This window comes from Nocardiopsis sp. FIRDI 009 (genome assembly GCF_003386285.1).
In the GTDB taxonomy this organism is placed as follows: Bacteria; Actinomycetota; Actinomycetes; order Streptosporangiales; family Streptosporangiaceae; genus Nocardiopsis.
This window is the reverse complement of record NZ_QPNC01000008.1, coordinates 1-12,325: the sequence shown is the minus strand read 5'-3', so window position 1 is coordinate 12,325 and position 12,325 is coordinate 1. Positions and strand designations below refer to the sequence as shown.

Annotated in this window: 13 protein-coding genes and 2 tRNA genes; 12 read left to right on the top strand and 3 right to left on the bottom strand. The window is 69.7% G+C overall.

What is annotated here, in order from left to right; all coding sequences use genetic code 11:
• Positions 1–148: 148 nt before the first annotated feature.
• The 6 genes from DVR05_RS26915 (at position 149) to DVR05_RS05150 (ending at position 5,088) form a co-directional block, all read left to right on the top strand.
• On the top strand, positions 149–292 hold the full coding sequence (locus DVR05_RS26915; protein WP_198659049.1) for a hypothetical protein: 144 nt from the start codon (positions 149–151) through the stop codon (positions 290–292).
• 95 nt (positions 293–387) lie between these two features.
• Positions 388–855, top strand: a complete 468-nt coding sequence (locus DVR05_RS05170; RefSeq protein ID WP_116244922.1) for a ribose-5-phosphate isomerase — start codon at positions 388–390, stop codon at positions 853–855.
• A gap of 450 nt (positions 856–1,305) precedes the next feature.
• Positions 1,306–2,409: a PP2C family protein-serine/threonine phosphatase gene (locus DVR05_RS05165; protein WP_116244663.1), complete on the top strand. Its 1,104-nt coding sequence runs from the start codon at positions 1,306–1,308 to the stop codon at positions 2,407–2,409.
• 255 nt (positions 2,410–2,664) lie between these two features.
• A complete protein-coding gene (gene mgtE, locus DVR05_RS05160) occupies positions 2,665–4,008 on the top strand; it encodes a magnesium transporter (RefSeq protein ID WP_116244662.1) in 1,344 nt (447 codons plus the stop codon).
• 101 nt (positions 4,009–4,109) lie between these two features.
• Positions 4,110–4,310 (top strand): Rv0909 family putative TA system antitoxin, encoded by a 201-nt coding sequence (locus DVR05_RS05155; RefSeq protein ID WP_116244661.1) that lies wholly within the window; start codon positions 4,110–4,112, stop codon positions 4,308–4,310.
• 247 nt (positions 4,311–4,557) lie between these two features.
• Entirely contained in the window at positions 4,558–5,088 is a 531-nt protein-coding gene (locus tag DVR05_RS05150; RefSeq protein ID WP_369974505.1) for a (2Fe-2S) ferredoxin domain-containing protein, read from the top strand.
• A 42-nt stretch (positions 5,089–5,130) separates the two neighbouring features.
• On the opposite strand, the gene DVR05_RS05145 is transcribed toward DVR05_RS05150, so the two are convergent.
• Together DVR05_RS05145 and DVR05_RS05140 are read right to left on the bottom strand one after the other, a co-directional pair.
• The gene (locus DVR05_RS05145) at positions 5,131–6,993 is read right to left on the bottom strand and encodes an ABC transporter ATP-binding protein (protein ID WP_116244659.1); all 1,863 of its coding nucleotides are present in this window, start codon (positions 6,991–6,993) and stop codon (positions 5,131–5,133) included.
• A 120-nt stretch (positions 6,994–7,113) separates the two neighbouring features.
• Positions 7,114–7,617 carry an adenylyltransferase/cytidyltransferase family protein gene (locus DVR05_RS05140; RefSeq protein ID WP_116244658.1) on the bottom strand — a complete coding sequence of 168 codons (504 nt, stop codon included), beginning with the start codon at positions 7,615–7,617 and terminating at the stop codon, positions 7,114–7,116.
• 237 nt (positions 7,618–7,854) lie between these two features.
• Between DVR05_RS05140 and DVR05_RS05135 the strand changes: the two genes are divergently transcribed.
• A complete protein-coding gene (locus DVR05_RS05135; protein ID WP_116244657.1) occupies positions 7,855–8,115 on the top strand; it encodes a hypothetical protein in 261 nt (86 codons plus the stop codon).
• Positions 8,116–8,404: 289 nt separating this feature from the next.
• Here DVR05_RS05135 and DVR05_RS05130 read toward each other — a convergent pair.
• A tRNA-Gly gene (locus DVR05_RS05130) sits at positions 8,405–8,475 on the bottom strand.
• A gap of 114 nt (positions 8,476–8,589) precedes the next feature.
• Here DVR05_RS05130 and DVR05_RS05125 point away from each other — a divergent pair.
• The 5 genes from DVR05_RS05125 to DVR05_RS05105 all read left to right on the top strand — a co-directional run.
• Positions 8,590–8,664, top strand: a tRNA-Pro gene (locus DVR05_RS05125).
• A gap of 227 nt (positions 8,665–8,891) precedes the next feature.
• Entirely contained in the window at positions 8,892–10,304 is a 1,413-nt protein-coding gene (tig, locus tag DVR05_RS05120; protein ID WP_116244656.1) for a trigger factor, read from the top strand.
• A 207-nt stretch (positions 10,305–10,511) separates the two neighbouring features.
• Positions 10,512–11,144: a ClpP family protease gene (locus tag DVR05_RS05115; RefSeq protein WP_116244655.1), complete on the top strand. Its 633-nt coding sequence runs from the start codon at positions 10,512–10,514 to the stop codon at positions 11,142–11,144.
• Between the two features lie 49 nt (positions 11,145–11,193).
• Complete coding sequence (locus tag DVR05_RS05110) at positions 11,194–11,850, top strand: ATP-dependent Clp protease proteolytic subunit (RefSeq protein ID WP_116244654.1); 657 nt, start codon at positions 11,194–11,196, stop codon at positions 11,848–11,850.
• Positions 11,851–12,143: 293 nt separating this feature from the next.
• Positions 12,144–12,325: ClpX C4-type zinc finger protein (locus tag DVR05_RS05105; RefSeq protein ID WP_304598589.1), on the top strand; the 182-nt coding region annotated here is incomplete at its 3' end.

The window sequence follows — 12,325 nt, the reverse complement described above, 5'->3', positions numbered from 1 at the left end:
GCCGTCCCGGCCCCGACCTGGTCGGATATGCCCAGATTCACATGGTCGAATCCGGCGAGCGAGGAATCGGCCCCGGTGATCGGCGCGTTGTGGGGTGTGGAAAGATGCGGACCGGACATCCCCCGGTCGAACCCAAACGAGGTGTGAGTTGAGCAACAAGCCCGCGGTCTCCAAGGCAGGACCCCTCGCCAAGGACATCAAGTCCATGGTGGTGTACAACCTGATCGCCCTGGTCTCCATGGCGCTTTTCGCCGCCCTCGGTCTGAGCGTCGCGGCCGCCGCCACCTCCTGAGGGAACCCGCCGGAACACCGCCCGCCCCGCCCCCTCCGCGCCGGAAGGGGCGGGGCGCGGTGTCCGCCGCCCGCCTGACCTGCCAGACTGTGCACGTGCGTGTTTACCTTGGATCAGATCATGCGGGCTACGAGCTCAAAGAACACCTCGTCTCCTGGCTGAAGGAGCGCGGGCACGAGGTCGTCGACGCCGGGCCCTTCGTCTACGACGCCGTGGACGACTACCCGCCCTTCGTCCTGCGCGCCGCCGAGGGCGTCGCCTCCGACCCGGGCTCGCTCGGCGTCGTCATCGGAGGGTCGGGCAACGGCGAGCAGATCGCCGCCAACAAGGTCAAGGGCGTCCGCGCCGCCCTGGCCTGGAGTGAGGACACCGCCCGTCTGGCGCGTGAGCACAACGACGCGAACGTGCTCGGCATCGGCGGCCGGATGCACTCCCTGGAGGAGGCCACCCGGTTCGTGGAGGTGTTCCTCTCCACGCCCTACAGCGACGAGGAGCGGCACACCCGCCGCATCGGGATGCTCTCCACCTACGAGGAGTCCGGCGAACTCCCGCCCCTTCCGTAAGTATCCCGCTCCGGCCCGCCCCCGTGCCGCCCGGCGCGGGGGCGCGTCCGTGCCCGGGTTCGGGCGCTTCGCCGCGGAGAGGGCCCGGTCGGACGGTTTGTGTCCGAGAGAGGATGATCGTCCCGGAAAACCCACCAGATCCCTGGAGGAACAGCGGCCGAAACCCTACTCTCGGTTATCGGTTCAACCTAAACCTGTGGTTATGGGAGAGAACACCGCTGGTTGCGCGTGCCACGTTCGCGCCCCCGCGCTACAGTTCGTGCACAGTGGCCGGCCTCGCATCGTCCGCGGCGCGGCGACGACGGCGCCGCCCCCGGCCACGGAGATCAGGGCGTGCCCCGCATCCGACCACCGCCCGGCCCGGTACCGAGAGCCTCCGCCTCCGTCGGGCCCTACCGACCGAGACCCGAACCGCCCGCGTGCCCGCGGGAGTGCCGATCCAGGGGACACATGAAGCCCACACCGACCGCCAAGATCGCCCGGCTGTTGCGTACGACCACGCAGCGGCTCGTAGCGGTGCTCCGGCGCAAGGTGCTCTTCCGCTACCGGCTCGTGCTCATCACCCTGGTCACCCTCGCGGTCGGGATCGGCGTGGGCGCCGTGTGGGGTCCCCCCGGCTGGTTCCCGCCCAGCTCCACGATCCTCACCGTCCTGGCCGGCGGCCTCCTGCTCAAGCGCAAGAGCCTCGCCTTCCTGTTCACCGTGGTCGCGGCGGTGCTCCTGTTCGTCGCGTTCATGCTCGACTTCGGCCAGGTGGGCCCCGGCCTGCTGGTCACCATCGGCGTCACCGCGGTCCTGTCCTACCTGCTGTCCGGGGTGCGCGAACGCCTCGGTGTGCAGGGGCTCAGCGGCGAGATGATGCTGCTGGACCTGCGCGACCGCCTGCGGCACCAGGGCCGGCTGCCCGAACTGCCCGACGGCTGGGGCCGCACCGCCGTCCTGCGCCAGGCGGGCGGGTCGTCCTTCGGCGGCGACTTCGTCGTCTCCATCCGCCGGGAGGACCGGCTCGACGTGGCGGTCGTCGACGTCTCCGGCAAGGGCGTGGACGCCGGAACCCGGGCGCTGATGCTCTCCGGCGCGTTCAGCGGTCTCATCGGCTCCGTGCCCACCGGGGACTTCCTCTCCCACTGCAACGACTACCTCATCCGAGACGGAGGCGGTGAGGGATTCGTCACCGCCGTCCACCTGAGCGTGGACCTGGACACGGGCGAGTTCCAGATCGCCTCCGCCGGGCATCCGCCCGCCCTGCACTACGACAGCGGCTGCGGCGTGTGGAGCACCACCGAGGCCAAGGGCGTCGTCCTCGGGGTCATCCCGGAGATGACCTACTCCTCCGTCGAAGGCAAGCTCAGGCCGGGTGACGCCATCATGCTCTGCACCGACGGCCTCATCGAGACGCCCGGAGAGGACCTCGACGCGGGGATCGACCGCCTCCTCGGCGCGGCCGAGTCGGTCGTCGGCAGGGGCTTCGCGACCGGCGCCGGAGAGGTCGTCGACGTCCTGAGCAAGGACAAGAACGACGACTGCGCCCTGGTCGTCCTCTGGCGCGACTAGACGCCCCGCCGAGGCTCTCGCGTGCGGTCACGTGCCGCTGCGGGCGATAGGGTCGACCCGACTCCCGATCCCGGCGCGGCCGACGACCCTCCCGGGGCCGCCGTGCCCACCCTCTCCACCTCCCGGTGCCGACGTACGGGCGGCTGCCCGTGCCCGTCCTCGGGGAGGCGGTGCCGTGCCGGAGGAGACGAGAGACGACACAGGCTGCCCGTGGGCGTGCCCGCGCGGCGTTGGACACGCAGGGGGGTGCTTCGTATGGCAGACGGCGAGCGCGCTGACGAGCTCAACGAACTGGTCGAGAACAACGACCTGACCGGAATCAGGCTCTGGTTGGCCGAACACAGGCCCTACGAGATCGCCGACGAACTCACCCGCATGTCCGACCGCGACGCGATCATCCCCTTCCGACTCCTGGACAAGGATCGTGAGCTGGAGGTCTTCGAGGAGCTCGACCCCGGCCAGCAGCAGATCGTCCTCAGCGGGCTCCGGGACTCCGCCTTCCACGAACTCCTGGAGCAGATGGACCCGGACGACCGGGCCCGCCTCATCGGAGAGGCGCCCGCCAAGGTCGCCACCCGCGCCCTGGCCGGGCTGAGCCCCGCCGAACGGAAGATGACCGCGGCGCTCCTGGGTTACCCGGAGGACTCCGTCGGCCGGTACATGACCCCGGAGACGGTCATCCTGCACCGGGACCTGACCGTGGGCCGCGCGCTGGAGGTCGTCCGGGCCAAGGGCGCCGACGCCGAGACCATCTACACCCTCCCCGTGGTCAGCGACGGCCGCCGCCTGGTCGGCACGGTCAGCCTCAGCGACCTGGTCGTCAGCGACGACGAGACGGTGCTCAAGGACCTGGTCGACGTGCTCGCGCCGCGGGTGCGCGCCACCGAGCCGGTCGAGGACGCCGCCCGCCTCATCCAGGAGGCCAACCTGGTCTCCCTGCCGGTGGTGGACTCCGAGGAGCGCTTCGTCGGCCTGTTCACGTTCGACGACGCGCTGGAGGTCATCGAGGCGGCCGACTCCGAGGACATGGCCCGCCAGTCCGGCGCCAGCCCGGTCGCCGAGCACTACGTCTCGGTCGGGGTGGTGCGCCTGGTCGGGGCGCGGGTGGTGTGGCTGATGCTGCTCATCGTGGCGGCCACCCTGACCGTCAACGTCATGCAGGTCTTCGAGGACACCCTGGAGGCGGTCACCGCGCTGGCGATGTTCGTGCCCATGCTCATCGGGACCGGCGGTAACGTCGGAGCCCAGTCGGCCACAGCGATCGTGCGCGCCCTGGCCGTCGGCGAGGTGCGCGTACGCGACCTTCCGGCGGTGATCTGGAAGGAGGGCCGGGTCGGTCTGCTGCTCGGTGTCGTCCTGGCCGCGCTCGCGCTGGGGATCGGCTCCCTCCTGGTGGGGTTCGACGTCGCCGTGGTGGTCGCCTGCTCGGTGATCGCGGTGTGCACGTGGGCGGCGATCATCGGCTCGTCCATGCCCCTGTTGGCGCGCAAGGTGGGCGTGGACCCGGCGGTGGTCTCCTCGCCGATGGTGGCGACGCTGGTCGACGCCACCGGTCTGATCATCTACTTCTCCGTCGCCCGCGTGGTCCTGGGCATCTGAGCCGGGTCCGGTACACACCGTGCCGTTGGCGGCGCTCTCCGCTTAAACGGCCGGTGGAGCGGGTATCGCGGTAGGAGCAGGACGGATCTAGGGGGGATTCCATGTCCGGTACCGGAGATGCGTTCGACCGGCTGAAGAAGGCCGTCGACGACAACGCCGACAAGGCGCAGAAGGTCGTCGGCAAGGCCGCCGAGGCCGCGAAGAAGGCCACGGGCGGCGCCCACGACGAGAAGATCGACAAGGGCGCCGGAGCCGCGACGGAGTACCTGCGCAAGCGTGCTGAGGAGAACAAGGACAAGTAGGGAGGGGTGTCGCCCACCCGGGGCGGGCACGGCTGGTCCACGGACCCGCTGGCCCGCCCCTCGGCGTCCCCCGCCCGCACCGTCCGGATGAGACCCTGTCTCCGCTGGTCAGACCTGGTTTGTCACGAGGTTACGCTGATGAGGTAAGGCGAACCTAATGTGAGGCGGTGCGGGTGTGAGCGAACTCGGCGGGCGGCCCTGTCAGCTCACGGTCTGCCGCGGCTGCTGCTGCGGAAAGAAGAAGAAGGTGCCGGGCGTCGACCACAAGGCGCAGCTCGCCCGGCTCAGCGCCATCGACGACCGGTCGGGACGGCCCGTGCCCGTCCGCACCAGCAAGTGCCTGGGCATCTGTTTCCAGGGCAACGTCGTGGTCGTGCAGCCCTCGCAGGAGGGCCGTGCCGCCGGGGGACGCCCGGTGTGGCTCGGCCAGATCACCGACGACGCGCTCGTCGAGGCGATCGACGACTGGATCTCCCGGGGCGGCCCGGGTCTGGCCCCGCTGCCCGACGCGCTCGTCGACCACGTCACCTCCAAGGACGCCAAGAAGCCGAAGAAGCGCAAGCGGCCCAAGAACGCCAAGAAGGCCAAGAAGGCCAAGAAGGAGCGGAAGAAGGCCGAGCGCAAGGCGGAGAAGAAGGCGAAGAAGGCGGCCGAGGCCGCCGGGTCGAAGCGGGACGGCGGGAAGAAGACCACGAAGGACCGGAAGCCGAAGAAGGCCAAGAAGAACGGGAAGGCCGAGAAGGCCGAGAAGAACAAGAGGGGCGGGAAGAAGGGCTAGCCTCCCCCGGCCCCGTCGAACCCCGGCCCCTTCCTTCCCCCACTACCCCCGCTGCGGGGCGAACTGCGTGCGGTACAACGCCGTGTACAGGCCGCCCAGCCCCAACAGCTCCTCGTGCGTCCCCCGCTCCAGGATCCGGCCGTCCTCCATCACCAGGATCTGGTCGGCCTCCCGCACTGTCGCCAGCCGGTGCGCGATCACGAGCGACGTGCGTCCGGCCAACGCGGCCGACAGCGCCTCCTGCACGGCCACCTCCGACTCCGAGTCCAGGTGCGCCGTCGCCTCGTCCAGCACGACCACCGACGGCTCCTTGAGCAGCAGCCGGGCGATCGCCAGCCGCTGCTTCTCACCGCCGGACAGCCGGTAGCCGCGGTCGCCCACCATCGTGTCCAGACCGCTCGGCAGCTGTTCCAGCAACGGTCCCAGCCGCGCCTTCCGCAGCGCCTCCTCCAGTTCGGCGTCGGTGGCCTCCGGGCGGGCGTACCGCAGGTTGGCGCCGACCGTGTCGTGGAACAGCTGCGCGTCCTGGGTGACCACGCCCACGGCCTCGCGCAGCGAGTCCCCGGTCGCCTCACGCAGGTCCAGCCCGCCGACGAGGACCCGGCCGTCGGTCGGGTCGTACAGCCGTGACACCAGGTGGGTCAACGTGGTCTTGCCCGCACCGGACGGGCCGACCAGCGCCACCATCGTGCCGGGCTCGGCGCGGAAGGAGACGTCGCTGAGCACCTGGGTGTCGCCCTCGACCAGCGCCTGCGGGGTCGCCTCCAGGGACGCGACCGAGGGCTCCCCGGCGCCCGCGTAGCGGAACGACACGTGCTCGAACTCCACCGTGAGCGGGCCGTCCGGCAGGGGGCGGGCGTTCGGGCTCTCCTCGATGCCCGGCTCCAGGTCGAGCACCTCGAAGACCCGGTCGAAGGAGACCAGGGCCGTCATGATCTCCACGTGCACGTTGGACAGCGTCGTCACCGGCCCGTACAGGCGGGCGAGGAGGGTGGTCAGCGCGACCAGGGTGCCGACCTCGAAGGCGCCGCCGATCGCCAGCACGCCGCCGACGCCGTAGACCATCGCCATGGCCAGCGCCGTGATCAGCCCGAGCAGGCTGAACAGGAGCGAGCCGTACACCGCCTGGCGTACCCCCAGGTCGCGGACGCGGGCCGCCCGCCGGGCGAAACCCGCCGACTCCTCCTCGGGGCGGCCGTACAGTTTGACCAGCATCGCCCCGCCGACGTTGAACCGCTCGGTCATCAGCGAACTCATGTCGGCGTTGGTGTCCATCGCGTCCCGCGAGATGTGCGCGAGCCTGCGGCCGATCAGCTTCGCCGGGAAGACGAACAGCGGCACCAGGGCCAGCGCCACCAGTGTCACCTGCCACGACAGCGCGATCATGGTCACGATGACGGCGGTCGCGCTGATGAGGTTGGACACCACTGACTGCAGGACCGACGTGATCGCCCGCTGGGCGCCCACCACGTCGGTGTTGAGCCGACTGATGAGCGACCCCGTCTGCGTCCGGGTGAAGAAGGACAGCGGCATCCGCTGGACGTGTGTGAACACCTGGGTGCGGAGCTGGTAGATCACCCCCTCACCGATCCGCGAGGACAGCCACCGCCCGAGGAGGTTCAGCGTCCCCTCCAGGACCGCGAGTCCGGCCGCCGCGGCGGCCAGCCACACCACGAGCGAGGTGTTCCCGGGCAGGATGCCCCGGTCGATGATCGCCTTGAGGATCAGCGGGTTGGCCACCACGATGCCCGCGCCCACGGCGGTGACCAGGAGGAAGAGCGCGATCGACCGCCAGTGGGGGCGGGCGTAGGAGATGATGCGCCGGGTGATGCCGGGGGGCAGCTGGTGCCCCCGGGCGCTCCCGTCGTTGACCAGGGCCCGGTAGGAGGGCCTGCCTGACATCATGAGCAGCCTCGTTGTTCGTCTCGCCGGTTCGCCACGCACGCGTCAACACCGGTGCCGCAGGAGCGCTTCCCGTGGGGAGGGAGCGGCCCTTCGGTCCGGAGTGAGGGGCGTTCGGGGAGGTTACAGCGCGTGGGCGAGGCGGCCGAGCGCGGCGGTCGTGGAGCGGCCGGGGGTGAAGGGCAGTTCCCATGCCTGCGCGCCGAGGGCGTCGGCGCCGCGGATCTTGGCCTGGGTGTAGCGGTCGCCCGCCGTGTAGGCCAGGGCGGCGGGGGCCAGGGGGCGCAGGACGTCGGCGTAGGCGGCCCAGTCGGCGACCTCGGGCGGTCCCTGGATGATGAAGGAGGCCGCGACGCAGCCGAGGGCCGCGATGGTCTCGGCGCGTTCCTCGGCGGGGTTGACCGGGCGTCCCGGTCCCTTCCAGGCGCGCACGCGCTCGTCGGACTCGATGCCGACGGTCAGCGGGAGCCCGCGTTCGGCGATGCTCTGGAGGAAGCGGACGTGTCCGACGTGGAGGACGTCGAAGACCCCGGTGACCACGACCGGTCGCTCGGGAGGCTCGTGGGGGCCGAACCAGTGCGCGCTGAGGGGGGTCGCCGTGCCGCCCGTCGCGTTCGTGTCCGTCATCCAGTCACCGTTCCGCGCAGTGTCGAGGGCGCCCGTGCCTGGTCGCGCCGACGGGCTCACCCGATGGATCAACGTACCCGTCCGGCACGGCTATTCCACTCTCCGGGGTGGGGGCCGAGCCGGATTCGCGTGCTTGTGGGGCCTCGCGAGGCGGGGTGTGGCGGATATCACCGGGAACCGGGTGGGGGCGCAGCGGGTCGGATTCGGTGTCGGATCACCGAGGAGGAGGCGGAGCGTATGTCGTGGGCGGTGCTCATCGAGGAGAACAGCAGCTACGGTCAGTCGATTCGCTGGCGGCTCGGTTCGGAGAGGGTGGTCGGGGATCGTCAGGAGGCGAGGGAGGAGGCGGCCAGGAGCGCCCGTGAGCACGTGCCGCCGCTTCCCTGGTCGGAACGCGACCGGGCGGTGTACCGGCTCAGCGCCGATGAGTACCTCGTGCGGGTCACCGGGATGACGAGTGAGTTCCACTTCCGGGTCACCGTCGCCGAGAGGCTCTGAGGCGGCGAGGCGAGCCGGTGTCGGATGGCGCACGGTGCGCCTCTCGCGGAGCGGGGGTGTGGGGGTCGTCCCCCGGGTGGAACGGCGAGGCGAGCCGGTGTCGGATGGCGCACGGTGCGCCTCTCGCGGGGCGGGGGTGTGGGGGTCGTCCCCCGGGTGGAACGGCGAGGCGAGCCGGTGCCGGATGACACACAGCTCGCCTCTCGCGGGGCGGGGGTGTGGGGGTCGTCCCCCGGGTGGAACGGCGAGGCGAGCCGGTGCCGGATGACACACAGCTCGCCTCTCGCGGAGCGGGCGACGGGAATCGAACCCGCATGGCCAGCTTGGAAGGCTGGAGTTCTACCATTGAACTACGCCCGCGTGGCGCCGGAGCCCCTGAGTTTCCTCTAGACTCGTGGAGCCGACGGAGACAAGAGTACAGTCTCCGGGGCGTTGATCGCACACCGGTGGGGTGTGCGATCGTCGTCAGGTGCACGGGGTGTAGCGCAGCTTGGTTAGCGCGCATGCTTTGGGAGCATGAGGCCGCGGGTTCGAATCCCGCCACCCCGACGAAACCATCCGTGGCAGCGGCCCCTGGCCGTGCGCCGTGGCCTCCTGTCTGTCTGCCCTAGACTTGGTGCGATCAGCAGGAAACTGTAAGTCCCAGCCCGTCGCAGGGCACCCCAGGAGAACGCGGTCACCAGACTGGCCGGGGTGCGCGCGTGCCGTTCGCCGTTGTGTGTGGCGCGCATGCGGGCCGACGCGGACACCAGCCGGCAAACTAGGAGTACCGCCCCGTGAAGACCGATGTCGAGGAGCTGAGCCCGACCCGGGTCAAGCTGACCATCGAGGTCCCCTTTGAGGAGCTCGAGCACGCTTTCGACGTGACGTACAAGTCGCTCGCCAAGCAGGTCCGGATCAAGGGCTTCCGCCCGGGCAAGGCGCCGGCGCGGCTGATCGACCGCTACGTCGGCCGCGGCGCGGTGATCAGCGAAGCGGTGAACCACGCCGTTCCGGAGCTCTACAACGAGGCCATCCAGAAGGAGGAACTCTTCGCGCTCGGCCAGCCCGACGTGGAGGTCACCAAGCTGGAGGACAACGAGGAGCTCGCCTTCACCGCCGAGGTCGACGTCCGGCCGAAGTTCGAGGTGGAGGACTACAAGGGCATCGAGGTGACCGTCGACAGCGCCGAGGTCACCGACGAGCAGGTCGACGAGCAGATCGGCACGCTCCGTGAGCGCTTCTCCACCCTCGTCGGGGCCGACCGCCCCGTCCAGGACGGCGACCACGTCTCGATCGACCTCTCCGCCGCCATCGACGGCGAGAAGCTGGAGGACGTCGCGGTCAGCGGCTACTCCTACGAGGTCGGCACCAACACCATGCTGGAGGGCCTCGACGAGACCCTGCGCGGCATGGAGGCCGGTGACGAGGCGACCTTCAAGACCACCCTGGTGGGTGGCGAGCACGAGGGCAAGGAGGCGGACGTCACCGTCACCGTGCACAGTGTGAAGGTCAAGGAGCTGCCCGAGCTCGACGACGAGTTCGCCCAGCTCGCCAGCGAGTTCGACACGATCGACGAGCTGCGCGAGGACGTGCGCAAGCGCATGGGCGAGGTCCGCCGCATCCAGCAGCTCTCCGCGGCCCGTGACAAGGCCCTGGAGAAGCTGATCGAGTCGGTCGACATCCCGCTGCCCGAGTCGGTCGTGGACGAGGAGATCACCCGCCGCCGCCAGAGCCTGGAACAGCAGCTCGCCCAGAGCGGGCTCACCAAGGAGTCCTACCTGGAGTCGCAGGGCAAGACGGAGGAGGAGTTCGAGGAGGAGCTCACCACCGGTGCCCGCTCCGCCGTCAAGGCCGGGTTCATCCTCGACCAGCTCGCCCTCCAGGAGGAGCTCAGCGCCGACCAGGGCGAGCTCAGCCAGTACGTGTTCGAGCAGGCCCAGCGCATGGGCGTGAGCCCGGACCAGCTCGCCCAGCACCTGGTCGAGTCCAACCAGATCCGCGTCGCCTTCACCGAGGTCGTCCGCGGCAAGGCCATGGACCTGGTCCTGGCCGAGGCCAAGGTCACCGACGAGGACGGCAACGTCATCGAGCAGGACAAGGCCCAGGGCGACGGGGAGGCCGTCGAGGAGGCCGCCAAGGCCGCCGCCGCGGTCGCCGCCGAGGAGGCCGAGTCCGCCAAGGACGAGGAGGGCGAGGAGACCAAGTAGTCCCCGCCTGCCGCGTGCCCACGGGCCCCGTTCGACCTTCGGGTCGGGCGGGGCCCGTTCTCGTTCGCTCTCGGAGGAAAACCCCGTGTGGCGCTTGTTCCACCCTGCGCTCAAAGCGAACAGGCACGGTATCGGTGCGACCCCGGTACCCGTCGGCGTTAGTGTCGCTGTATCGCAACCGTTTCGATTCCGGAGCAGGTGACGAGAGTGCCGCCGACCTTTGAAGAGTCCCCGCGATTCGACGCCCGCGCGTCCGAGCCGCAGTTTTCCCCTTTTACTGAGCAGACGCCTCAGCGCCTGTTGCGCCAGCGAATCGTTTTCCTCGGCGACCAGGTGGACGACGAGATCGCCAACCGTCTCGTCGGTGAACTCCTGCTGCTGTCCGCAGAGGACCGCCACCGGGACATCACCATGTACATCAACTCGCCGGGCGGTTCCGTCACGGCGGGTATGGCGATCTACGACGTCATGCAGTACATCCCCAACGACGTCCGGACCGTGGGCATCGGCCTGGCCGCCTCGATGGGCCAGATGCTGCTGTGCGCCGGTACCCCGGGCAAGCGGTACGCCCTGCCGCACACCAGGGTCATGATGCACCAGCCGTCCGGCGGTATCGGGGGTACGGCCTCCGACATCCGGATCCTCGCCGATCAGCTCCTGTACGTGAAGAAGATGTTCATCGGCAAGATCGCCGAGCACACCGGACAGTCGCCGGAGCAGATCGAGAAGGACGCCGACCGGGACCGCTGGTTCACCGCGCAGGAGGCCAAGGAGTACGGCTTCATCGACGAGGTCCTGGAGGGAACGCTCGACGTGACCGCGGACCGTCCCCAGAGTTGATCCCGTCGGACCTGCATCCAGGAACGGCGCAGTGCGTGGAAGGCGTGAAATGACCGAGTTCAACCCCAGTCTCATCGGCGGCGCGGCCTCGATGGCTCCGCAGAGCCGCTACGTCCTGCCGTCCTACGTGGAGCGGACGTCGTACGGGGTCAAGGAGATGAACCCGTACAACAAGCTCTTCGAGGAGCGGATCATCTTCGTCGGCGTGCAGATCGACGACACGTCGGCCAACGACCTGATGGCCCAGCTCATCACCCTCGAACAGCTCGACTCCGAGCGGGACATCCAGATGTACATCAACTCCCCGGGTGGCTCGTTCACCTCGTTGATGGCCATCTACGACACGATGCAGTTCGTGCGCCCCGACATCCAGACGGTCTGCATCGGGCAGGCCGCCTCGGCCGCCGCGATCCTCCTCGCGGGCGGCACGAAGGGCAAGCGGGGCGCGCTGCCCAACTCCCGCATCCTGATCCACCAGCCCGCCACCGAGGCCATGCACGGTCAGGCCAGCGACATCGAGATCCAGGCCAACGAGATCACCCGGATCCGCTCCCAGCTGGAGACCACGCTGGCCCGGCACACCGGACGCTCGGCCGAGCAGATCTCCAAGGACATCGAGCGCGACAAGATCCTGACCGCCGACGAGGCGGTCGACTACGGGATCATCGACTTCGTCCTGCCCTACCGCAAGGCGTCGATGAAGTAGGGCGCTGTCGGCCGCTCCCCCGGGCGGCCGGTGCCGACTTCGGTCCCGGCCGTCCGTTCCCGAGGTCCCGGGGGAGTTCGGCGGGTCGGAAGTCAGCGAGCCGGACCGGTCTTTGACCCGCCTGGGACAGCCCGGTGGTGAAGCCGGTCCGGTTTTTCGCTTAGTCTGGCGGAGAGCGACACACAGATCGCCCCGTCCGTGGCCCCGGTCGTGGACGGCATCGGGAGCTCGGCTTCCGCACGGTTCGCGTGAGCGGCACCGACGGGGCGGCCTTAGTTTTGAGGAGTGGCTGGGTGGCACGCATCGGCGACGGCGGGGACCTGCTGAAGTGCTCGTTCTGCGGCAAGAGCCAGAAGCAGGTGAAGAAGCTCATCGCTGGCCCCGGCGTGTACATCTGCGATGAGTGCATCGATCTGTGCAACGAGATCATCGAAGAGGAACTCGCTGACGCCACTGAGCTCACGTGGGACAGTCT